Origin of the sequence: Pedobacter sp., from assembly GCF_039594775.1 — a bacterium.
In the GTDB taxonomy this organism is placed as follows: Bacteria; Bacteroidota; Bacteroidia; order Sphingobacteriales; family Sphingobacteriaceae; genus Pedobacter.
Window position 1 is genome coordinate 29,833 of sequence record NZ_JBCNMT010000005.1, and the last position, 24,135, is coordinate 53,967.

The following is a 24,135-nucleotide window of genomic DNA, read 5'->3' on the forward strand; positions in this document are numbered from 1 at the left end:
AAAGATTGACCTCGTCTAAATATAGAAAATACCTATTCACAAATATGAAAAAACCAATCACGATGATGCAGCTTGCGAAGCGTTTAGATTTGACAATGAATAAATGTCTTAATATCGAGGGCAAAAAATGGCGTGTTTCTCTACTTATGATGATGATGCTTTTTGGCGGACTTCAGTTGTGCGCTGCCAAAAGGGTACTTGTTAAAGCTATTGAAGAAAATCCCATTAAATCTGCTAAAAAAATTAATGCAACCACTATAGAAGTGCAATATGGTAATGGCAAAAAAATGCTGATTGACTTTTATGGAGAGAATATATTTAGGTTGTTCCAGGATAACAATGGAGGCGAAATGAGAGCGCCACAAGCCAAACCAGCAGCACAAATTTTGGTGAACAATCCACGAAAGCCACTAAGCAAGTTGGACGTTAATGACGGCGAAAACCAGATCACCATCACCACAGCAAATATTGTGGTTGAGATTGATAAGCAAACACAGTTGTTCAAGGTATTGAATAAAGCTAAGAACACAATCGCATTAGAATTTGCAAAGCCGATTTTATTCGAAGCAGATAAGGTGACCATTGGCCTGAAAGAAAACGCAAGCGAATATTTTTATGGTGGAGGGGTACAGAATGGTCGTTTTTCGCACAAAGGCAAAGCCATTGCCATTGAAAACCAAAACAGTTGGACTGATGGAGGAGTAGCATCTCCAACACCCTTTTACTGGTCTACTAGGGGATATGGTGTAATGTGGTACACATTTAAGAAAGGAAGATATGATTTCGGTTCGAAAGACAAAGGTTTGGTGAATTTATATCACGAAACTGATTATCTGGATGTGTTTTTTATGATTGCTGATGGTGCAGTGCCGCTGTTAAACAGTTTCTATCAGTTAACAGGCAATCCTGTTCTACTCCCAAAATTCGGATTTTATCAGGGGCATTTAAACGCTTATAACAGAGATTACTGGTTAGCCGACGAGAAGGGCATTCTGTTTGAAGACGGCAAGCGTTATAAAGAAAGCCAAAAGGATAACGGAGGAACTAAAGAGTCGCTAAATGGCGAAAAAGGTAATTACCAATTTTCGGCAAGAGCAGTAATAGATCGTTACAAAAATAATGATATGCCTTTGGGTTGGATATTACCCAATGATGGTTATGGCGCAGGCTATGGACAAACCTCAACATTAGATAGCAATATTGCTAACCTTAAAAGTTTCGGTGAATATGCTCGAAAAAATGGTGTTGAAATAGGCTTGTGGACACAATCAGATTTGCACCCAAAAGAAGGCATATCGGCATTATTACAACGTGATATCATAAAAGAGGTAAAAGATGCAGGAGTAAGGGTATTAAAAACTGATGTAGCTTGGGTAGGTGCAGGCTACTCGTTTGGTTTAAATGGTGTTGCCGATGTAGGGCAAATTATGCCAAAGTACGGTAATAATGCCCGTCCGTTTATCATTTCTTTGGATGGTTGGGCTGGTACACAACGTTACGCAAGCATCTGGTCTGGCGATCAAACAGGCGGGCAGTGGGAGTACATTCGTTTTCATATCCCTACCTATTTAGGGTCAGGCTTATCTGGTCAGCCTAATATCTCTTCAGATATGGATGGTATTTTCGGAGGCAAAAATCCAACGGTAAACACTCGTGATTTCCAGTGGAAAACCTTTACGCCCATGCAGTTGAATATGGATGGTTGGGGGACCAATGAGAAATACCCACATGCATTAGGCGAACCAATAACCTCTATCAACCGGAATTATTTAAAATTAAAATCGGAGTTGATGCCTTATGCCTATAGTATTGCAAAGGAAGCCGTAAATGGCTTGCCAATGATCAGGGCAATGTTTCTGGAGAATCCTAATGCCTATACCTACGGTACAGCCACACAATATCAGTTTTTGTACGGGCCAAATTTCTTAGTTGCGCCCATTTATCAAGCCACCAATAGTGATGAAAACGGGAACGATATCCGTAATGGCATTTATCTGCCCGATGGAGTTTGGATCGACTATTTCACAGGCGAAAAATATGAAGGTAACCGGGTCATCAATAATGTTGATGCGCCGATTTGGAAATTGCCTGTATTTGTTAAGGCAGGAGCCATTATTCCATTGAACAACCCAAATAATAACCCATTGCAGATAAACAAAAAACTGCGCATTTTCGAGCTGTATCCAGCAGGGAAAACCAGTTTTACTTTATATGATGATGATGGTTTAACAGAAGCATATAAGGATAAAAAAGGGGCATCAACTTTAATACAAAGTTCGGTCGATAAACAAACTGCCATCATCACCATTAAACCAACGCAGGGGATTTTCAACGGATTTGAAAAACTGCAATCCACGGAATTTAAAGTTAACCTAACTGTCAAGCCTAAGCGCGTTACTGCTAAAGTTGGCAAACAAAAAGTGGCGTTGAAAGAGGTGCTGTCATATAGCGATTTTGCAAAAACAGATAATGCCTATTTCTACGAGGCTGCACCTAATATCAATAAGTTTGCAACGAATGGCAGCGAATTTAAACGTGTTGCCATGACCAAAAATCCGCAGTTATTGGTTAAACTGGCAACTGCCGATGTGACTGCCAACGAAACAGTGCTTACAATAGATGGCTACGAGTTTGAGCCAGTAAATCATCATTTAAAAAGTAAAGGAGAGCTAACGCCTCCGATTACGGTAAAAGTAACCGACGAAAATGCTGGCCCATACACCTTGAAGCCTAGTTGGGACAAAGTGGCCAATGCAGATTATTACGAAATCAAATTTAATGAGGTGCTGTTCTCTACCATCAAAGAAAATAATTTGCTGTTTGACGGCCTAAAGCCCGAAACCACTTATCAATTCCAAATTAGGGCGCTTAATAAAGGTAGGCAATCAGAATGGGTAGATTTTTCGGCAAAGACCAAAAATGACCCTCTGGAATTTGCCATTAAAGGCATATTGGCTGAAACCTCAGTACCAAACCAAGGAGGTAATGAAATTCGCAAACTTTTTGATTTTGATGAAGGTAACATGTGGCATACCAAATGGGGAACTGCAGCAGTGCCTTTCAATATGGTTGTAGATTTAAAAACGGTAAACCAATTAGAGAAAATCCAATATGTGCCTCGTAACGGTAGAGGGAATGGAATTATACAAGAAGGTACGTTTTATTATAGCAGCGATAAGCAGAGCTGGACTAAAGCTGCGGATTTTACTTGGGCCAATGATGATAAAACAAAAGAATTTGCTTTTGCAGGAAAACCTACAGCCCGTTATCTAAAGCTAGAGGTCACCAAAGCGACCGGTAATTTTGGATCGGGTAGAGAAATGTACGTATTTAAAGTACCAGGTACGGAAAGTTACTTGCAAGGAGATATCAATAACGATAAAAAGCTAGATAGGAACGATCTTACATCCTACATGAACTATACCGGCTTGCGCAAAGGTGATGGTGATTTTGAGGGCTACATTAGTAACGGCGACATCAATAAGAATGGGTTGATAGATGCTTACGATATTTCCGTTGCGGCTACCCAAATTGAAGGTGTAGCGAAAGCTAAGAAGGATGAAAAATTATCCGGAAAATTAACTTTAGCAACAGCTAAACAAAGCTACACCAAAGGCGAAATTATTGAGATACAAGTTAAAGCCGAGGATTTTTCAGCAGTTAATGCATTGAGTTTTGCCCTGCCTTATGAGGTGCAGGATTATGAATTTGTAGGCATACAACCGCTAAACATGGAGAAAACAGAAAACTTTACTTATGACAGGCTACATTCGGATAGGAGCAAGGTGCTTTATCCAACATTTGTGAATGTTGGAGACCAACCTACGCTAAATGGATCACAAATACTGTTTGTCATTAAACTAAGGGCTAAGCATAACTTGAAATTTAACCTGAAAGCATCGGAAGGTTTATTGGTAGATAAGGCTTTAAATACAGTAAAATTTTAAATATGGAGATAGCTCCCGTTGCTTGGTAAAAAGCACTGCTTCTATTGTGCAAAATCAAGATTCCCTGATTTCAGACGAAGCTAAATTAGTCCGTTGAAATCAGGGGAACTATAGTTATACGCATTTTTGGAAGATCATAGCTGTTCCAAGGTGGTCATAAGGCTATAAACGTGATTAAAATTAGGCGGATATTCAGGACTTACCGTTTAAAGCCGACACAACGAGCTATACATAACCTTTACTCCCAAAAAGCAAAAATGCCATCGATTTCGACAGCATTCCTTTGCAAATAAACTTAAAATTCCTGTTGGATTTTTGTAGGCTGTACGGGACTGAGGTCTAACTAAATCTTTGAGGATTTAGTTAGATTGGCTGTTATATAGCAACAAATCACCCGAATTATAGTTGTTCTAACAGCTTTTTGAGTGCTGATGCGCCGGATAAGTTATTTGGATTGAGAGCCAGTGATCTGCGGTACATCATTATGGCATCTTGCTTTCTTCCCAGATACGCCAAAGCCTCAGCATAACTATCATAGGTATTGAAGCCCGAGGGGAAGAATATGATGTTCATCCTAAGCACCTCCAGCGAAAATTGTTCGTGTGCCGGGAACTTGGCCTGATAGAGCAGCCGTAGCCCAAAATCGTTGAGGTCATCTTCGGAAAGAGTATAATGCGTACTGTCAGCCTTTAGTTCCATCAGCTTCACAAATGCCGCATCAATGTCCTTTTCCATCAGCGCCTTTGCAAATGCCCTAACCACAGATTGCCTAACGACCACCGGCTTTTCCCTATTTAGAATCCTCAGCGCGTTCAGCCCATTTTTATAAACTCCCACACTGAACTGGTTATCAAAAACCATCACAGTTTGTCTTCTGTCAACATTCCTTAGCAGGATGGTCACTGCCCCCGGTACACCACCAGTATGGAAAGCTATTTTGCCATGGCGCTGGTCGTCAAGGATGAACCAGCCCAGTCCAAATGTGGCCTTGCCTAGTCCAATTGAAGCATTGGCAAGGCTGCCGTCCGATAATTGGGTGGGCGTAAAGGCCAGTAATAACGATGAAGCATTAAGCAGCAGGCCCGTATATAATGCTTGATCGAACCTTAACATATCGGATGTTGTCGAAACCACATTTCCCTGCCCTTCGAGCCCGTTCATGTGATGCAGTCTCCAGCGGAATCTGTCAATTCCCTCAACATCCTCAACATTTAAGGCAAACATATCTTTATAATCATGGTTGACCGTCTTGTTCCGTATGTCAATTTTATTCCCCTTGTCGGCAAAATATGTATGTTCCATTCCTGCCGCCTTAAAGATATTCCGCTCGATATAGGCCCGAAAAGGTATTCCCGAGCACTTCTCCACTATCAGGGCCAAAAGACAGTAATTGATATTAGAGTACTGCCACTTGGCTCCCGGAGCAAAACCTAGTGGATTTTTCCAATCAATCAGTGCCGGTATGACATCTGCATTGGTAAATACCTTCGAAGTATCGTTTTTGAGTTGTGCGTCAAATAAGTCATAGTCAGGAAGAGCTGAAGTATGGGAAAGTAGATGACGTATGGTAATCCCTTGGAATGGGAACCCGGTAAGATGATTTCCGACAGGCTCATCCAGTTTCAGTTTGCCACGTTCGGCCAATTGGAGGATTGCAGTCGATGTAAAAAGCTTTGATATCGAGGCCAAGGTAAATCCACTGCTGGGAGCATTTGGAATCTTCCTGGTATAGTCCGCAAAACCGAATGAACGTTGATATATGGGCCTGCCCATCTGAGCAACAAGAACATTGCCGTTCAGCTGTCCATAGCTGGCAATTGAACTAAAAAGACTGTCAAGTCTAAGCGAATCCGACTGTTGCTGCGCATGAGAGACAGTGAAAGTGGACAGCGCAAAAAAGATTAAGATTACTGGAAGAAATATTTTATTCATGACAAAAACTTTGGGACAAAACTACTCCCCATTGATATCTCCTCCCAAACAAAAAACCTTTGGAAAAACTGAAGAAAGCTTTAGATTTACTTTAAATCAAAAACAACATGGCTCTGCTGCTCAATAACCGTTTTGAAATCTGGGAAGACATGAACAAGGTGGTCGATCGTCTCAATGAAATCCAGACTAAGATTGAGCCCAGACTTATGCAGTTGCTTTTGATCCTGATCGAAAATCAAGGAAAAATAGTGACGCGTGAACTTCTTGCAGAAAAAGTGTGGGACAATTACCCAGGCTCGGGAGATGGTATAAACCAGGCGGTTTCCTATCTACGGAAGCTGTTGGATGATAAGGACAAACAACTCATCCATACTCTGCCTAAAAAGGGATATTGCCTACATGGCCAGATCAGCGATGGCGGAAGCTCGAGGTCCGATATCGGGGGCCGACAAAAAAAGCATATCGCTTTTCTGGTCACGGCTTGCGGTATCTGTCTTTTGGCAATTGCCTGCATATTATGGCTTAGGAATCCACAGCTGATTTCCCCGAAGTCTGCAGCTGAAAAAAAAATGCAATCCCATATTGAACTCTCCAAATCGGATTCCCTACATCAGGCCAAGCAACTTGAGACTGCAAAATAGGTCAGAGCAACAAGTTCAACCAATCATCATAGCCCAATTCTCTCTATGTTTGGGATGGACAGAACTCCCTTATTGGATTTATGTAGATCTTGTTAAAAATTAATTTGTTGTGTGTTTTTTTGCAAAAATTAGATTTTCTTGATGCCTAAGAGAGGAAAAAAGTTAGAAAAAATAAATTTATCGTTTAAATAACTGATATTTAGTTTCTTATAAGAAAAAAGGGACAAGAATTATAATATATAATTTTTGTCCCTTTTGGTAGCCCGTAGGGGAATCGAACCCCTGTTTCCAGAATGAAAATCTGGCGTCCTCACCCCTAGACGAACGGGCCAATTTTTGGTCTTTTGACCGATTGGTCTGCAAAGGTAGAAGTTTAGGTTTATTTTGCAAAAATATTTTGATTTTTGTGCGCTTTGAAGCAAATACTGTATTCCTCTTTATTTAATAAAGAAAATATTACTACAACAATATCATTCCCTTTTGTAGATGGTCTGTTGTTTTAAATGTCTTAAAATCAGTAAAATACAGGTTTTTTGGTATTGCCACCAAGTGGCTGCGCTGCTAATTTTGGGGTACGGGCTTTTAAGAATGTAGATAAACCAAAGGCTCAATTTTTTATTTACAACAATCAAAAAGAAGTTGGAAAGCAAAGAAACAAAAATTAAATTGTCGTTGGCAGAAGGCGCCAACAAAGGAAACAAGGCATTCTATCCCATTAGCATTTCGGTCATTAGGAAAATAACTTTTATTGTGCTTAGTAGTGAGTTAGTTAGCATTTTTACAATACTTTTCCCCTATCAATAACCACTATATATCCCTCATTTCTTTTTTAGCTTATAAAAAACAGGTTTTGGGCCACGTCCTTCTTTTGACATATCCTTTCTTTCGGTTTTTTCTATTTTTTCTTTAAAAGATTTGTTAATTCGGTCTATAATTTGGCTTACAGAATAGGTTTCTCCATGCTCCTCTAAAATGCTATTTGCAATGTCTTCGGCTAAAAACTCGTCACCAGCTGTGTAGCCCTTGATTACTTTGTTAATTTGCTCATTTATATCGCTTGGAGTATAGGTAACTGCTTTAGCAGGACCTTCTTTTTTTCGGTAAGCGATGCGTTGTTTGGTCTTTTCGGGAAGCGAGTTGAAAGAAGGAATAGGAAAATCGGGATTGCCAAATTCAAAAAATCTCAACCCAAACGCCTGAGCTATCGCTTCGGCTGTTTCGAGTTGCAAACTACCTGAATTATCCAAAACAGAAGAAATGGTTCTCTTGATCGAATTGGCTAAATATGCAATATCGATAGGCTCCAAAGAAAATTTTTTCATGTATTTCCTTAAGATTTTAGCGAATTCGTCAATAACAAGTACTTCCTTCATCTTAATTAATATAAAATCTTTTGTTTTTATATTTTTATTTTAGTATGTTTGTTATCAGTTAATTATAGCGACAAATAGGAGTAGGGTATTTCCTTACTTTAACGATGTCCCTCATGAACGAAACCGTCAATTTCCCCGTGAGCAGATCGTGAGTTCGCTTTCTATTGAGTATTTGTATCTTTGCATACTTATTCAATAGGGCGAATTTCGCGTAAGCCTTTTGGGGAGCCTAGCTTGCTAGGTTGGTTCTTGACGGTACCAGTTCAAAAGCAGCGAGGTTCGCCCTATTGGTTTTTACACCATTCGGTTTCTTCTCTAAGCTTTTTGGGTACGCATCGTCCAAATATCAACCATGTATGAAAACGAAAAAATCAGGCTCCGTTCCATACCGCCACCTCAAGGAGATGGGCTATGGCTACTCGCAAAAAAAACTACCCCAAAACGTTATCCGTTCCCCGTCGTAGCGCAGCAAAGAAATTCCAAATAAAAGGGCCAAATAAAAAGAAGAGGTGCGTGAGAGCGAACCGCAATTTTTTAGATCGGTTTACATTTTGTTTGGTTTCCAGCCCTTATAGCTTACGGGCCACAAGTTGCGCTGCTTGGTTTGTTGCAATTCCAAGGTAGGCAAATTTCCCTAAATAAGCAATACGTTTTCCCGTATGGGCATGTAAAACATGCCCTGAGGGCTGCTTTTTGGTTGTTTTATTTTTAATTGGTTAAAAAATGATGAAAACCATATTTGCTCAAAAGTTTCAAATGATATGAACTGTATTTGCTATCCTTTTGATCGGCTTTATGCCTTAAAGCCCAAGCAACCTGTGTAGAGGTGTGCAGCGGCTATATTTTTAGGTTAGTAATGCTATGGCCGCTTTTTCCCTGCAACCTATAACCATTTAAACCAAAAACTTATGATCATTAAAAAAATAACGCTTTTGAGCGTAATGGCTCTGCTTTGCCTAAATTTTTGGGCTTTAGCACAGGAGCCAAATCCCATCAAGCCATTAAAGGTAGGAGATAAGCTACCAGAAAGTTTCTGGCAGCAGGAGCACATGGTATACCATAATGGCAAAACCACTAAACAGACTTTGGCCGCGTATAAGGGTAAACTGCTCATTCTTGATTTTTGGGCTACTTGGTGCGGGAGCTGCATCAAGAAGTTTGCTTTTGCCGATAGCCTGCAAAGCGTGCACAGAGGTCAATTGAGTATTGTGCTTGTAAATGCCGTGCATACTAAAGATACACCGGAAAAAATAGGGGCTACGATGGAGAGCTATGGACATGGCCTGTATACCACAATAGGTGATAACTATTTAAAGGAGCTTTTCCCGCACAAAATACTGCCCCATTACATATGGATAGAGGCGGGTCAATTTGTGGCAGCAACAGGAAGCGATTTTTTTACAACTGGAAATATAGCAGCCTGTATTGAGCGGTTACGTGCCAATAAAGGAAAGGTAAAGGGTGATGAGAAATAGAATTTGTTTATTGATAGGACTGGTCATTTTTGTAATAGGTAAGGGCCGGGCACAGAAAATGATTGTAGGGCAGGTGGTAGATAAAATTACAAAAAAGGGATTGTCTGCTGGCTTACAAATGAATGGGCTACAGCTAAAGACTGATAGCAACGGCTATTTCAAGGCTGAGAAAATAATCTTTCCATTAAGGATAACGGCTAGGCATATGGGCTATATTTCCATAGATACGACATTTAACCTGCCAATAAGCAGCCTTGTGCTGAATATGGCAATAGATGTAAGCACCTTAAATGAGGTAGTGGTAAGCACAGGCTATCAACAGATTAATAGAGAACAGATAACGGGAGCGGTAGACCATATAGGCCATGATTTACTGCAAAATCAGATAGGTACTAACGTGCTTTCCAGATTAGAAGGTTTGGCCAATGGGCTTATGGTAAATAGGAGTACTACGCCAAACGGGATTTCGGTACGTGGGCTAAGCAGTATAAATGGGCCAAAGGGGGTGCTTATCGTTCTTGATAACTTTCCTTATGATGGTGACATCAACAGTATTAATCCCAATGATGTTGAAAGTATTACCATACTAAAAGATGCGGCAGCCACTTCCATTTGGGGAAGTAGAGCGGGCAACGGCGTTATTGTAATCACTAGTAAAAGCGGCAGACTCAATACGCCCATGCAATTACAGGCGCTTACAGCCACAAGTATCATTAACAAGCCCAATCTGTACAGCCTAAAGCAAATGGGGAGTAGCGATTATATTGATGTGGAGCTATTCCTTTTTGAAAAGGGGTATTATAATGCGGCACTCAATAGTAACCCTAGGTTGGGACAAACACCAGTAATAGAATTGATGACCAACCTCAATATGTCGCAACAGGAAAAACAAGATCTGATTAGCCAATGGCGCAATAAAGATGTAAGGGATGATTTTAACAAATGGATATATGCTAAGGGGCTTAACCAACAATACAATATACAGGCCAGTGCGGGAGCTAATAACTATAGCTGGATGGCCAGTGTGGTGTACGATTATAACCGAGACAATCTAAACGCTCTTTACGGGCGAATAGCATTACGATATGCACTGAACGCTACACTGCTTAAGCGGCTTAAACTTAGTGCAACGCTTAATTACGCTGCCAGCAGAAGCAATAGTGGGAAAGATGACTATAATAGCATAGCACCATTAAATGGTACCTTATATCCTTATGCATCGCTTGCAGATACCGAAGGCAATGCTCTAGCCATAGTTAGGGATTATAGCTTAAGCTATTTGGAAAGCTTGGACCAACGTCTGCTCGATTGGAAATATTATCCCCTAGCTAATAGCGAACACTATACTACAGTGGGGCAAGCGGACGATGTGAATATCAACACCTCTCTGGCTTATCAGTATAGTAGTTTTAAAATTAATCTGCTATACCGTATACAGCGGCAAACAGCTACTACCAATAGTATACAGGATTTAGAAAGCTATGAAGCCAGAAATTTAATCAACAGATTTAGTCAATTGACCACAACGGGCGTAAACTACATCGTACCTTTTGGAGGTATACGAAATTTTACCACCAACAACTTATTTGCACAAGATTTTCGCTTGCAGGTTAGTTATGAAAAACAGCTTGATGCTCATCGATTTACGGCATTTACAAGTGCGGAGGCTAGGAGTCTGAATATTGGGCGCAGTGCCAATCGCTATTATGGATATGATGTTAATACCATGATTGCTTCCCCAGTAGATTTAGTGAACCGTTATCCTAACGTACTAACAGGGGCCAACAGTTATATCCCCAATGGACAGAGCCAATCAAGTACAACTAATAAATTTTTGAGCCTGTTGGGTAATATGAGCTATAGCTTTCGTGATACCTATTTTGCATATGCCAGTGCACGTTTTGATGCCTCCAATCTTTTTGGTGTAAATATTAATGATAAATGGAAACCGTTGTGGAGTTTAGGATTAGGATGGGTAGCAAGTAGGCAATGGCGACTGCCCGATTTTGTAGATTTGCTAAAGTTGAGGGCAAGCTACGGTAGGAGCGGTAATGCAGATCCCAATCGCACTGGATTAACAACTATTTCCTATCAAAGTGTATCACCATACACCAATACTTTATTTGCTTCCATCAATCAATTTTATAACCCAGATCTTAAATGGGAAACCGTAAGTACAATGAATATTGGGTTGGATTTTCGGCTATTTTCCGGAGGTTTAAATTTAGGTATAGATTACTATCAGAAAACAGCCCGCGATCTATTTGGTGTCTATCCGATTGACTATACTTCGGGCGTTGGGCCAACTATTGTAAAAAACGTAGCTTCAATGGTTGGTAGTGGGATTGACATTAATATAGAGCGTAGGCATTTTCAGGACAAAGTATTTTCATGGCATACCGTTCTTAACCTGAGTATTAACCGCGATAAGGTTACACATTACTATACTACGGCCACCAAAGGAAACGATTATATTGGCAATGCTACCATTACGGGATTGGTAGGCAGGCCGGTTTATTCGGTGTTTTCTTATCCTTATGTTGGACTTGATGCTGTTGGTGATCCGATAGGTTATTTGCAACGTGTTTACTCCAAGGATTATGCCGCCATTACCGGAACGGGAACTTCCATTAGTGATTTGAAGTTTCACGGTTCTGCATTGCCCACCAAATTTGGCAATGTGCTGAACCGTTTAGCTTACGGAAAGTTTAGCGTGGAATTATCTATTAGTTATAAATTGGGTTACTTTTTTAGGCGGAGTAGTATTGACTATGCCAATCTGGTGAGTGCCAATCGTGGGCATCCGGACTATGCGCTGCGTTGGCAGCGGCCTGGAGATGAGACTATCACTAAAGTACCTGCTTTCCAGTATCCCGTAAATGCTGCTCGGAATCTTTTTTATCAAAAATCAGACGTACTGGTGTCCTCGGCTAGCCATATACGTTTGCAATATATCAATGTAGCATGGGAGCCGAAATTGCCGCAGGAAATAAAACAGCTAAAAAGTGTTAGGGTATTCTTGAATGCAAGTAGCCTTGGAATATTATGGGCTGCCAATGCCCATGATATTGATCCTGATTATATTCAAGTGCTTAGACCATCGGCGACATACAGTTTTGGCATTAATTTAAAATTTTAGATCATGAAACTAAACAAAATGGCCTTTTTATTAGGGAGTGTATGCTGCCTATTAGGTTGCGAAGAGTTTTTAGCGGAAAAGCCTGATCAACGGTTGGCTACTATAGAAACCATTAAGGATATGCAGGCATTGTTGGATGATTATGCCAAGTTAAACTACAGTGATCCAGCCATGGCCGAGGTGTACGGTGATAATTATTTTATGGCCGATGAGGTGTTCAATGCCAGAAATGAATATGATAGAAATATGTATGTCTTTGCGGATGCTCGTATTTTTCAGCCCAAACTAAATGTGTGGAACAATGTGTACACACAGGTCAATATTGCAAACATTGTGCTACAAGCCGTTAGAGATAAGGAGCAGCGAATAAACGATAGGAATGGAATTTCGCTGATAAGGGCACAGGCCCTATTTTTTAGGGCAAAAGCATTTTTTAATGCATTGAATGTTTGGACCATGCCTTACAACGTAAATAGCGCGGGTGCTCTGCCTGGTATCCCGCTTCGCCTAAATGCAAATTTCAATCTTTCATCAACCCGTTCAACTATCGCTGAGGGATATAGACAGGTTATAGCTGATTTTAAAGAAAGCTGTGCAGTTTTGCCGCTACATGCCCTAACCCCAATGAGGCCATCTAAAGCCTCGGCGTACGGCATGCTTTCCCGCGTTTATCTGCAAATGAGGGACTATGTACAAGCCGAGAAATACGCCGATAGCTGCTTACAATTGAAAAGCGGTCTGTTGGATTACAATACTTTAAATGCAGGTAGCAATTACCCTGTGCCAAAACTGAACGTAGAAGTTGTTTTTGAAGGACGAGGCGAAATGGCGGCACCGCTAGTCCAAGAAAGAGCCCTGATTAAGCCCGACTTATATCAATTGTATGAAGCTAATGATTTGCGCAAAACCATATTCTTTAAGGCAAGCGGTAAAAATTTTGTATTTAAGGGAAGTTATGAAGCTGCGGCCTCTATTTTTAATGGGATTACTACAGCCGAGATGTTATTGAGCAGGTCAGAGTGCTTAATAAGGAATGGAGATGTCCAAAAAGGATTGGATGATTTAAATACGCTTTTACGCCATAGATACAAGACAGGGACCTTTTCGTCAATAAATGTAGTCGCTAAAGAAGATGCTCTAGTGCTGGTTAAAGCTGAACGAAGAAAAGAGCTTGCTTTTAGGTGTATGCGATGGTTGGATATTAGGCGTTTTAATGAAGAGGGAGATGGAATCGTAATCAGGCGTACCATTAATGGGAAAACCTTTACGTTAATCCCCCGCAGTAATTCATATGCATTGGCAATACCGGAAGATGTGATAGAGTTAAGTGGGATGAAACAGAATGAGCCTTAGTACAAAAATATGGCGGACATTGTCCGCCATTCTGGTCTACAATTCAGCTTTGGTATGTACTGCAATTTGGATAACCTGATCTTCTGTGGTGAAGGCGTTATTTAAATAGGTGTCGAGGGCAGTTTGTGAAGTAATCGTCTCATCTACTCGAATAACGCAAGGAATTTCGTTCTCATCTTCACATCCTGGCTCCTCTGGGGCGTCTATTTTGGTATAATTGTACCCTGAAAGAGTGCCAGCTTCAGTATTGGGATTGTATCTCCAATAAGTATACATTTTTTTATTTGGTGCGCTTTGCTTAAAAGCACTTAAGCCAAGCACTAGGCCGAACGCCAATACCAGCGCTGCAAGGCCATACATTAATTTACTTTTCATTGTAATTTTTGTTTATGCCCGTTTTCGGGCGGTTAGGGTTTAGATTTCCCTGGCAGCCCGAAATCTGCACGGATGTTTTTAATGGTTTAGGCTGGGCTGGGGCCTAGGCATTTGTTTCAACTGCTAAGGGTATACCTCCTTTCTAATTGGTTATACCAAAATTAAAGGGTAATGGAAAGCAGGCTACCGCCCGATTTGTGATAAAAAGTGCCTATTTTTCGAATTTTATCACAAATCGGGCGGTCAATCCCTAAAAAGCTACGTTCTATGTTGGTTACGGTAGGTTTTTGGCGAGACCTCAAAAAACGTTTTGAAAATTCTGTAGAAATGGGAATCGCTGTTGTAACCTAGTTTAAGGCCAATGGCATAAATAGGAATGTCTGTCATTCTGAGCAGTTCGGCCGCTTTCATCATCCTTAACTCCTGCACTTGTTTGTGCAATGATTTGCCAAAGATCAGTTTGGAGCATTCACGTAATTTCCAGCACGGTAGGTTAACATGGCGGGCTATTTTTTCTTCGGTGATTTTTTTTGCGGCATTAAAGTTTTGTGATACATAATTGAAGATCAGGTTGGCGGTTTCCATGGATACATATCTTTTAATGACATTGTTTTTGGCCAGTTGATGATGGTACCTGCCCATCAATTTTGAAATGATGGCGGCAATTTTGGCCTTCCGCCTAAACGGATTGGAATTTACCATGCGGATTTTGTAGAAAAGATGTTGGATGAAATGGTCGGTTTTGCACATGGGAAGAATGCTGATGTGTTGGCTTTCTTCTTCAAGTGAGCGTACCAGAGGTGCCAGTGCTGCGGTGTTGCCGCTCAAGTGGGGGAACCATTCTTGGTGAAGGGCCACTACCAATAAGCTGTGTTTTCCAGGGCCTATGTGCAACTGGAGTTGGGTAGCAGGACAATAGGCCATATACATGGTATGGCCAACACCATAAAAATTGAAGGTATTGTGATGGTAATAGCGCAAAAGGCCTTGTACCATGATCACGAAGAAAGCACAGGGATTCATGACATTTAACGCCAGAGATACTTCCTTTTTTACTTTTATTTCTATGAGCTGTAGGTGGTTGCCTAAAAAATCAATCTCTTGTGTAGACATTTGACAATTTTTATGTTCCACAACATGATAAGGAATGCCCATGATAGGGAAATGGCAACATTTTGGTTGATAATTGCTTACGTAGACTTTGCTATTGTGCCTAGTGTTAATGCTTGCCTCAATTGGATTTTGCATGTTTTTCTAGTTGCTTTTGATGGGTAAATTTCGGAGCAACCGCGGGATTGGGAAATAGCTAAAGCGACAAAATTTAGCCTTGTTTTTTCTGTGCCTGTCTTTTCAGTCCCTTTATGACGTTGGGGATTTTTCCCTTTGGTGGGCAAGAAATTTACGATAGGCTTTTCGGAATGAGTTGGCATTAAGATAGCCTACCTTTTCAATGACCTTTGGAATGGGCACTTTTTCGTTGTTGATCAATTGGTGTGCCTTGCTGAGCCTTGTCCACATTTGGTAGCTGCGCATGGACATGCCATATAGGTTTTTGAATTGACGTGCTGCGGTTCTTCTTTCCAGTCCAAATTTTTTGAGCAGGTTGCCTAGGTCCAGCTCAGGTTCAGCGTAGTGTTGGGCAATATACTGTTTAATGTGGTATACTTTGCCTAAAGTGGTGCTGTTCAATAGTGTTTCATAATGTCCAAGCCCCATTACCAAGCATGAAGATAGATACAGCTCTTCGGCAAAACTATTCTGGTGTGCAAATTTGCGTACATCAAACAGCCACTGATGCACTTGCTCATCAATCTTACAGCGGGGTAGGACTTCAAATTGGGCATCTGAGCTAAGTAAATGCTGAACGGATGTCCTCAAAATGGGATAATCTTTGGCTATTTTCATGAGCCACTCAGGATGTACAGATATTGCAATAACTACTGACCTGCCGGTTTTGCAATGAACGTGGTAAATGCCTTCAAGCTCGGTGGATAAATAAAAATGGCAGGCTTTTACCTGAACAATGGGCTGGCCCGTACCTGTGGTAAATTCAATATCATTATGGGCCACAAAAGTAAAGAATATACGAGGGGTTAGCAGCTCGTAACCAATGGTGAATGGTACGGTAGTGTCCAGTTGAAAGGACTCTATCAGAAAATTTTCAAAACAGCATTTTTGTTTGAAAAGAGTAGCCTTTGGGAAGTTGTACTCCAAAACTTCTGTGGCCGATTTGAGTGGATACATGCAGGTTTTGGGTACATTTTTGGCGACATTTTTAATGTGCAGCGGATTTTCTTCAAAAATAAGTTTATAATGCTTGTCCATAGGAAGTTAAATGCGGAACTACGCCGCAAAAACTCTTCCAAAAATGGAGATGTAAAAAAGAAAGCCACAGTAAAATTTCGGAAGGAATATTTAAAGATTTGGGACATTATGCGAAGGCCATAACGCAAAAAAGGCTGTAAACTTAATTTACAGCCTTTTTGATAGTAGCCCGTAGGGGAATCGAACCCCTGTTTCCAGAATGAAAATCTGGCGTCCTCACCCCTAGACGAACGGGCCAAATTGATTTTAGACTTAGGATTTTAGATTTACAATTGCTAAACAATGCTAATCTTATTTCTTCCATCTTTCAATTTTTTTGATTTACGATTAACCATTCGTAAATCGTAAATCTACATTTGTAGATTTACTTGGTAGCGGGGACACGACTCGAACGTGCGACCTTCGGGTTATGAGCCCGACGAGCTACCAACTGCTCCACCCCGCACTATAAACAATTCAATTTTTGCTGCCTAATCCTACACAGCTTGCTTCCGAATTGGAATGCAAAGATATAATTCGTTTCTTTGTAACGCAAATTTTTTTTAAAAAAATATTATATGGCACATAAAGCAGGTTTTGTAAGTATTATCGGAAAGCCAAACGTGGGAAAGTCTACGCTGATGAATGCATTGATCGGAGAGAAGCTCTCCATCATTACCCCAAAAGCACAAACTACCCGTCATCGTATATTGGGAATTGTAAATGAGGAAGATTTTCAGATTGTATTTTCTGACACCCCAGGAATTATTAAACCTAAATATGGGTTGCAAGATTCGATGATGACTGCGGTTGGTGGAGCTTTGCAAGATGCCGATCTTATTTTCTTTGTGACCGATATTAACGAACGTCATGACGAAAATGATGTACTCGAAAAAATTGCCAATACCAGCATTCCTCTGGTAGTGCTTATCAATAAAGTAGACAATGCCACACAGGAACAGGTGCTAGAGAAGATGAACTATTGGAAGGAGAAATTAAATCCTATGCACATCTTCGCCATTTCGGCATTGCATGGTTATAATCTAGAAGGGTTGTTGCCGTTAATCTTGGATGTAATCCCAGAGCACCCGGCTTATTATGATAAAGAGGATCTTACCGATAGACATGTGCGTTTCTTTGCTTCGGAAATCATCAGGGAAAAGATTTTTAATAACTATCAAAAAGAAATTCCTTATAGTACAGAAGTAATTGTTACCGCTTTTAAGGAAGAGGAAAATTTGACCAGGATTAGTGCTGAAATCATTGTAGAGCGTGAGTCGCAAAAAAATATCCTGATAGGAAAGGGCGGGGCTAGTTTGAAAAAAGTAGGTATGGAAGCCCGTAAGGATATAGAGAAGTTCATCGATTCAAAAGTATTTTTGGAAACCTTTGTGAAGGTGATTCCTGATTGGAGAAGCAAAAAGAACTATCTTAAAAACTTCGGCTACGACAGTTAATATAGCCGACAACTTTTACTGGAAAATGTGCTAATTTTCTTTTAGAGCCTAAGGTTTTACCTTGGCTTATTTATGGCTTTTTTTTATACTTGTAACATCATTTTTTGGCTTTAGATTTTAATCTTTAGCCGAAGAATGGCTGGTGAAAAATAAAATAGAAAGCAAAACAACTTATTAAAATGGCAAGTAACTGTTTGAACTGTCAAACTCCTATTACTGAAAACTTTTGTGGCAACTGCGGACAGAAAAAATTTAAACGAATTGACCGAAAATACGTTGTAGATGAGGCGCAATACTTGCTGGTGCATACCAATAAGGGCTTTTTGTATTCCGTGAAAAACATTCTTAAAAATCCTGGTAAAACAGCTAGGGATTTTATCGAGGGAAATAGGGTTAACCATTACAAACCACTTCTTTTGGCGTTTGTATTAAGCGGTATCTCAGCGCTTATATCATATAAGTTTCTGGGGATGAATGAAATCATACGTGAAGTTAGTGCCAAATCGGGTGCCCCTGAAATGTCTAATAGCATATTTGCTTTCATCTCCAGCTATAATTCATTCTTGATGCTAGCAATGGTGCCTTTTTTTGCCATTTTTACGTGGATTGTATTTCGTACATGGGGGCAAAATTATTTCGAGCATATTGTGATGAATGCTTTTGGTCTCTCTTTTTATACCCTAACTACAATCGTTGTTATTTATCCCATTCTGTTTGCATTCAGGGGTAATGTTGATTCGTTTATGTTGATATTTTCGGGGTCGGTATTCACTATACCTTTCATTTTTGTTTGGTTTTATCGAGGGTTTTATCCTGATCAATCTATAGGAATTATTATACTCAAAGTATTTCTCATTTTGCTTTTTGTGTTTTTGGTTTATATCCTTTTGGTAATTATAGGAGGTATTATTTATGCTGCGATGAAAGGACCAGAAGCAATGAAGCTATTGCAACAGCATAAATAGAAATCGATGTTTATTGTATCCCTTCATAGCCGCTTGTAAAGTTCCTCGCCAATTGTTCAAAAAATAAGCGTACTTTTGCAAGTCAAACCCTTTACGCAAAAAGGGAATGAAACGAGAAACAGGTTCCGAATGATCGTATGTCGTTCAAAATGCTGAAATCGTAAACCCCTGCCTAAACGCAGGCAAGCAAAATCGTATATTAAAATGAGCAATATCATCGCCATTGTAGGCAGACCCAACGTAGGAAAATCAACCCTTTTTAACCGCTTAACCGAAAGTCGTAAGGCTATTGTTGATGATTTTAGTGGGGTAACCAGAGATAGACATTACGGCAAAGCCGAGTGGACAGATAAAGAATTTACGGTAATTGATACTGGTGGCTATGTGGCCAATTCTGAAGATTTGTTCGAAGTAGCCATCCGCGAGCAAGTGGTAATTGCTATAGAAGAAGCTTCTGTAATTATCTTCATGGTTGATGTAACTACTGGTATTACCGATTTAGATGATGACATTGCCAATTTACTTCGCAAGAGCAAAAAGCCTGTTTTTGTAGTGGTGAACAAAGTCGATAACACCAGTCTGGAAACTGAGTCTTCAGTATTCTATAGCTTTGGTTTGGGCGAAATTTATACCATCTCTTCGATGACTGGTTCTGGTACAGGTGATCTGTTGGATGAAGTTGTTAAGCACTTCGAAGATATTCAGGAAGAAGAAAATACTTTGCCAAAAATTACCATTGTAGGTAGACCGAACGTAGGTAAATCTTCTTTAATTAATGCCCTAATTGGTAGAGACAGAAATATTGTAACCCCAATTGCTGGAACTACACGTGATTCGATCCACATCCATTATAATCAATATGGACACGAGTTTATGTTTATTGATACCGCCGGTTTGCGTAAAAAAACCAAGGTAAAGGAAAATATCGAATTTTATTCGGTAATGCGGACCATTAAAGCTTTGGAAGATTCTGACGTGGTGATGCTGATGTTGGATGCGGAAGAAGGCTTAGAATCACAGGATATCAATATTTTTCACCTAGCGGAGAAGAACAAAAAAGGAGTGGTGATTTTGGTGAATAAATGGGATTTGATCGAAAAGAACGACAAGACCATGAAAGCATTTGAAGAGCAAATTAAGCATAAGCTGCAGCCATTTACCGATGTACCTATTCTTTTTATCTCGGTGCTAAATAAACAACGTATTTTCAAAGCCATAGAAACTGCTTTAGAAGTACAGAAAAACAGGGCGAAGAAAATCCCTACTTCAAAGCTTAATGATGTATTATTGCCAATTATTGAGGCGTACCCGCCGCCAGCAACCAAAGGAAAGTACATTAAGATTAAATACATTACCCAAATAAATGGGGTGGCACCAATGTTTGCTTTTTTCTGTAACCTACCACAATATATCAAAGAGCCTTACAAGCGATTTATTGAGAATAAGCTGCGTGAAAACTTCGATTTTTCGGGCGTGCCTATCCAAATTTATTTCAGACAAAAATAAAAACACTTGCCGTTGTGGCGGGAAGCCGTCGGAAGATAGTCTTTTTAAAAGGATTTGAAAATCAATCACAGAAGCAACTATCAGGGGGCTTGCCCTGCTGTACGCTGTAATCTTTTTGTTTCAACCACTGTCATCCGGGCTTGTCGAAGGGTCTTTTTCATCGCAAAAAATGCTTCGATAAACTCAGCATGACAAACGATTTGGAGGGGACTTCAAACAAAAAGGATTTACGCTGCCATCAGGTTTAGTTAGCAATGCCTGCAAGGATGACGGGGGCTTGCTTGCAACGGCCTAAGTTTAATAGCCCTTATTGCAGCGGTATCTTTTAAGGAAGCGTAGCGATCCTTAAAAATATAGCGGAAAAAAGGATTAACTTTCATTTTGATACTGTCATTGCGCTTCGAAAAACCTCCTGTTTTGATCAGATTGTAAGGAATAAGGGTGCTTTTTAGATTAAGCCAATCACTATAATACCTAACCCCTATTCACTAGTTCCTAATTAAAGTTAAGCTCTCGTATCGTTCCCGAAATAGATGCTTTGGTAGCTGTCATAACGTGAAGGCTCAATTTCTCCCTTTTCCACAGCTTTAATTACGGCGCAACCAGGCTCATTGATGTGTCTACAATTGTTAAACTTGCATTGGTTGAGCCTTTCCCTCATCTCTACAAAAAAGTGGCTGAGCTCCTCTTTTTCAATGTCTACAATACCTAACTCTCTAATCCCGGGAGTATCTACCAAATAACCGCCAAAAGGTAACTGGTGCATTTCGGCAAAAGTAGTAGTATGTTGTCCTTTATCACTCCATTCGCTCACCTCGCCAGTTTTTAACTCAAAATCCGGCAGAATGGCATTAATTAAACTCGATTTTCCAACGCCTGAGTGGCCCGAAAATAACGTAGTCTTGTCTTTTAGCAATGCTTCAATTTGAGGAATGTTAGTGCCTTCGAGTGCAGAAACTTCATAACAAGGGTAGCCAATGTTTTCGTAAATAGATTTGTAATCAGCCAATATTTCTAAGCCATCTTCGCTGTACAGGTCTAATTTGTTAAAAACCAGGCAAGTTGGAATATCATAAGCCTCGGCAACAACTAAAAAGCGATCTATAAAGCCTAGGGAGGTACGGGGTGAGGCCAATGTGACAATTAAAAAAGCCTGATCCAAGTTGGCCGCAATGATTTGCGATTGCTTACTTAGGTTAATGGATTTACGGATGATGTAATTCTTCCGGTCATGCAAATGATTGATCACGCCTGTTTCGGCATTAGGTTCCAGCTCAAAATCTACCTGATCGCCAACGGCAATAGGATTGGTGGTTTGTATACCCTTAATACGAAACTTACCCTTGATGCGACAAGAATAAGTATGGCCGTCTTCGGCAAATACTTGGTACCAACTCCCGGTAGATTTAATGACTAATCCCTGCATATTTAATAGGTGTAAAGGTAGTGTTGATAGTTGATAGTTGAAAGTGAAAAGTTTTAAGCTATCGAATCATTATATTTTACCACCTTAGACACCTTAGTTCACTTTAGAACAAATACTATTTAAAAACTTAGGTTTTCTTAGGTGTCTGAGGTGGTTTCTTTTAAAACAAAAATGCCCCAACAATTTGTCGGGGCACTTTCATTAAAATTAAATATCGCTTATTCCGAGAAATCAAAAGTCTCCATAAACTTGGTGGTAAAATTACCAGCTCTAAAGTTAGGGTCTTTCATTAATTTCAAGTGGAAAGGAATCGTGGTTTTAATACCTTCAATTACAAATTCGCTTAAGGCACGTTCCATGGTGCAAATTGCTTCTTCCCTAGTTTGAGCTACGGTGATCAGCTTGGCAATCATTGAATCATAGTTAGGTGGAATTTGGTAACCTGCATATACGTGCGTATCTACACGAACCCCATGACCACCTGGTGAGTGGAAATTGGTAATTCTGCCCGGTGAAGGACGGAAACCATTGAAAGGATCCTCCGCATTGATACGACACTCGATCGCATGCATATCAGGGGTATAGTTTTTACCAGAAATAGGAATGCCGGCAGCAACTTTAATCTGTTCTTTGATCAAGTCAAAGTTGATTACTTCTTCAGTTACGGGGTGTTCTACTTGGATACGAGTGTTCATTTCCATGAAGTAGAAGTTACGATGTTTATCTACCAAAAACTCAATAGTTCCAGCACCCTCGTAATTTACAGCCAAAGCACCTTTGATCGCAGCTTCTCCCATTTTCTGACGCAATTCATCAGTCATGAAAGGAGAAGGAGCTTCTTCCACCAATTTTTGATGACGGCGTTGGATAGAACAATCTCTTTCTGATAAGTGGCAAGCTTTGCCATATTGGTCACCAATGATTTGAATCTCGATGTGGCGAGGATCTTCGATGTATTTTTCTAAATAAAGGCCGTCGTTACCAAAAGCAGCACCCGACTCTTGACGTGCGCTGTCCCAGGCATTCTCAAATTCTTCATCTTTCCAAACTACACGCATCCCGCGGCCACCACCACCTGCGGTAGCTTTTAAAATTACAGGATAGCCCATGCCATTGGCCAATTTGATACCTTCGCTAACGCTCTCCAGTAAACCTTCTGAACCCGGAATAGTAGGTACTCCAGCTTTTTTCATGGTTTCTTTAGCCGACGACTTATCGCCCATGCTGTTGATTTGCTCTGGCGTGGCACCAATGAACTTGATTCCATAATCGCGGCAAACTGAAGAGAATTTAGCATTTTCAGATAAGAAGCCGTAGCCCGGGTGTATGGCATCTGCATTGGTTAGTTCCGCAGCAGAAATAATGTTAGGAATGCTCAAGTAAGAGTCTTTGCTTGGTGGCGGGCCAATACAAACAGCCTCATCGGCAAAACGTACGTGTAGGCTGTCTCTATCAGCTGTAGAGTAAACCGCCACGGTTTTAATGCCCATCTCCTTACAGGTACGGATAATACGCAAAGCGATTTCGCCCCTGTTGGCAATTAATATTTTTTTAAACATACTTTCTAATTTAAAATGATTACACGGATTTAAGGATTACATTGATGCTTAAAAACATCATCTGTGTAATCTAATAATCTGCGAAATCCCTTAGATAGGTTCTACTAAGAATAAAGGTTGGTCGTACTCAACAGGAGAAGCATTATCGACCAAGATCTTCACGATACGGCCAGAAACTTCACTTTCAATCTCGTTGAAAAGTTTCATTGCTTCAATGATACATACCACTTTACCAGTGCCTATTTCGTCACCAACGTTTACAAACGAAGGTTTCTCAGGGCTTGCAGAACGATAGAAAGTACCAATCATAGGAGATTTTATGGTGATGTACTTAGAAGTGTCTTCTGAAGCTGAAGAGGCGGCTGGTGCCGCAGGTGCTGCTGCTACTGGGGCAGGTGCTGCTACTGGTGCTACAGCTGCTGCAACTGGTGCCGGAGTAGGAATGGCAGCATTTACATAAACTGGATTTTGGTTAGTTTTGATGGTAATCTTAAAGTTTTCCTGTTCTAGAGAAACTTCATTCACTCCCGACCGAGAAACAAATTTTATAAGTTCCTGAATTTGTTTAATATCCATTCTCTTTTTGTTATGTTAAATAATTGTTGTCTTATTTTGATTAACTAAGTTAAGGTTTTTATTAGTTTTTTAGATGTTTGGCTTTTGGTTGCTTGGGGGGTAACCCT

16 protein-coding genes and 3 tRNA genes are annotated in these 24,135 nt (G+C 40.3%); 8 read left to right on the forward strand and 11 right to left on the reverse strand.

Annotation, left to right across the window (positions count from 1 at the left end):
• Nucleotides 1–44 precede the first annotated feature (44 nt).
• Nucleotides 45–3,947 (forward strand): TIM-barrel domain-containing protein, encoded by a 3,903-nt coding sequence (locus ABDV71_RS13170; protein ID WP_343533296.1) that lies wholly within the window; start codon nucleotides 45–47, stop codon nucleotides 3,945–3,947.
• Between the two features lie 399 nt (nucleotides 3,948–4,346).
• Here the strand turns inward: ABDV71_RS13170 and ABDV71_RS13175 are convergent, their stop codons facing one another.
• Entirely contained in the window at nucleotides 4,347–5,879 is a 1,533-nt protein-coding gene (locus ABDV71_RS13175) for a serine hydrolase domain-containing protein (protein ID WP_343533298.1), read from the reverse strand.
• Nucleotides 5,880–5,986: 107 nt separating this feature from the next.
• Between ABDV71_RS13175 and ABDV71_RS13180 the strand changes: the two genes are divergently transcribed.
• The gene (locus tag ABDV71_RS13180) at nucleotides 5,987–6,520 is read left to right on the forward strand and encodes a helix-turn-helix domain-containing protein (protein WP_343533300.1); all 534 of its coding nucleotides are present in this window, start codon (nucleotides 5,987–5,989) and stop codon (nucleotides 6,518–6,520) included.
• Between the two features lie 256 nt (nucleotides 6,521–6,776).
• Here the strand turns inward: ABDV71_RS13180 and ABDV71_RS13185 are convergent.
• Together ABDV71_RS13185 and ABDV71_RS13190 are read right to left on the reverse strand one after the other, a co-directional pair.
• Nucleotides 6,777–6,851: transfer RNA gene (locus tag ABDV71_RS13185), tRNA-Glu, on the reverse strand.
• Nucleotides 6,852–7,338: 487 nt separating this feature from the next.
• Complete coding sequence (locus tag ABDV71_RS13190; RefSeq protein ID WP_343533302.1) at nucleotides 7,339–7,842, reverse strand: hypothetical protein; 504 nt, start codon at nucleotides 7,840–7,842, stop codon at nucleotides 7,339–7,341.
• A 959-nt stretch (nucleotides 7,843–8,801) separates the two neighbouring features.
• Between ABDV71_RS13190 and ABDV71_RS13195 the strand changes: the two genes are divergently transcribed.
• The 3 genes from ABDV71_RS13195 to ABDV71_RS13205 are packed head-to-tail and all read left to right on the forward strand — an operon-like array spanning nucleotide 8,802 to nucleotide 13,860.
• The gene (locus ABDV71_RS13195) at nucleotides 8,802–9,368 is read left to right on the forward strand and encodes a thioredoxin domain-containing protein (RefSeq protein WP_343533304.1); all 567 of its coding nucleotides are present in this window, start codon (nucleotides 8,802–8,804) and stop codon (nucleotides 9,366–9,368) included.
• Nucleotides 9,358–12,507, forward strand: coding sequence for a SusC/RagA family TonB-linked outer membrane protein (locus ABDV71_RS13200; RefSeq protein ID WP_343533305.1), 3,150 nt, complete (start codon nucleotides 9,358–9,360; stop codon nucleotides 12,505–12,507). The genes ABDV71_RS13195 and ABDV71_RS13200 overlap by 11 nt, the downstream gene beginning before the upstream one ends.
• A 3-nt stretch (nucleotides 12,508–12,510) precedes the next feature.
• Nucleotides 12,511–13,860 carry a RagB/SusD family nutrient uptake outer membrane protein gene (locus ABDV71_RS13205; RefSeq protein ID WP_343533306.1) on the forward strand — a complete coding sequence of 450 codons (1,350 nt, stop codon included), beginning with the start codon at nucleotides 12,511–12,513 and terminating at the stop codon, nucleotides 13,858–13,860.
• 36 nt (nucleotides 13,861–13,896) lie between these two features.
• Here ABDV71_RS13205 and ABDV71_RS13210 read toward each other — a convergent pair whose 3' ends face one another.
• The 5 genes from ABDV71_RS13210 to ABDV71_RS13230 all read right to left on the reverse strand — a co-directional run bounded on the left by ABDV71_RS13210 (nucleotide 13,897) and on the right by ABDV71_RS13230 (nucleotide 17,005).
• The gene (locus ABDV71_RS13210; RefSeq protein WP_343533307.1) at nucleotides 13,897–14,235 is read right to left on the reverse strand and encodes a hypothetical protein; all 339 of its coding nucleotides are present in this window, start codon (nucleotides 14,233–14,235) and stop codon (nucleotides 13,897–13,899) included.
• A 258-nt stretch (nucleotides 14,236–14,493) separates the two neighbouring features.
• The gene (locus tag ABDV71_RS13215) at nucleotides 14,494–15,348 is read right to left on the reverse strand and encodes a helix-turn-helix transcriptional regulator (RefSeq protein WP_343533309.1); all 855 of its coding nucleotides are present in this window, start codon (nucleotides 15,346–15,348) and stop codon (nucleotides 14,494–14,496) included.
• Between the two features lie 246 nt (nucleotides 15,349–15,594).
• The gene (locus ABDV71_RS13220) at nucleotides 15,595–16,560 is read right to left on the reverse strand and encodes an AraC family transcriptional regulator (protein ID WP_343533311.1); all 966 of its coding nucleotides are present in this window, start codon (nucleotides 16,558–16,560) and stop codon (nucleotides 15,595–15,597) included.
• Between the two features lie 165 nt (nucleotides 16,561–16,725).
• Nucleotides 16,726–16,797, reverse strand: a tRNA-Glu gene (locus ABDV71_RS13225).
• A gap of 132 nt (nucleotides 16,798–16,929) precedes the next feature.
• Nucleotides 16,930–17,005: transfer RNA gene (locus tag ABDV71_RS13230), tRNA-Met, on the reverse strand.
• 112 nt (nucleotides 17,006–17,117) lie between these two features.
• On the opposite strand from ABDV71_RS13230, the gene era reads away from it, so the two are divergent.
• The 3 genes from era (at nucleotide 17,118) to der (ending at nucleotide 20,467) form a co-directional block, all read left to right on the forward strand.
• Nucleotides 17,118–17,996, forward strand: coding sequence for a GTPase Era (era, locus tag ABDV71_RS13235; protein ID WP_343533313.1), 879 nt, complete (start codon nucleotides 17,118–17,120; stop codon nucleotides 17,994–17,996).
• A gap of 179 nt (nucleotides 17,997–18,175) precedes the next feature.
• A complete protein-coding gene (locus ABDV71_RS13240) occupies nucleotides 18,176–18,961 on the forward strand; it encodes a DUF3667 domain-containing protein (RefSeq protein WP_343533315.1) in 786 nt (261 codons plus the stop codon).
• 204 nt (nucleotides 18,962–19,165) lie between these two features.
• Nucleotides 19,166–20,467: a ribosome biogenesis GTPase Der gene (gene der / locus ABDV71_RS13245; RefSeq protein WP_343533317.1), complete on the forward strand. Its 1,302-nt coding sequence runs from the start codon at nucleotides 19,166–19,168 to the stop codon at nucleotides 20,465–20,467.
• 505 nt (nucleotides 20,468–20,972) lie between these two features.
• On the opposite strand, the gene rsgA is transcribed toward der, so the two are convergent.
• The 3 genes from rsgA to accB all read right to left on the reverse strand — a co-directional run bounded on the left by rsgA (nucleotide 20,973) and on the right by accB (nucleotide 24,028).
• The gene (gene rsgA, locus ABDV71_RS13250; protein ID WP_343533319.1) at nucleotides 20,973–21,893 is read right to left on the reverse strand and encodes a ribosome small subunit-dependent GTPase A; all 921 of its coding nucleotides are present in this window, start codon (nucleotides 21,891–21,893) and stop codon (nucleotides 20,973–20,975) included.
• Nucleotides 21,894–22,111: 218 nt separating this feature from the next.
• Nucleotides 22,112–23,452, reverse strand: a complete 1,341-nt coding sequence (gene accC, locus ABDV71_RS13255; RefSeq protein WP_113662918.1) for an acetyl-CoA carboxylase biotin carboxylase subunit — start codon at nucleotides 23,450–23,452, stop codon at nucleotides 22,112–22,114.
• Between the two features lie 90 nt (nucleotides 23,453–23,542).
• Nucleotides 23,543–24,028 (reverse strand): acetyl-CoA carboxylase biotin carboxyl carrier protein, encoded by a 486-nt coding sequence (accB, locus tag ABDV71_RS13260; RefSeq protein WP_343533324.1) that lies wholly within the window; start codon nucleotides 24,026–24,028, stop codon nucleotides 23,543–23,545.
• Nucleotides 24,029–24,135: the final 107 nt, after the last annotated feature.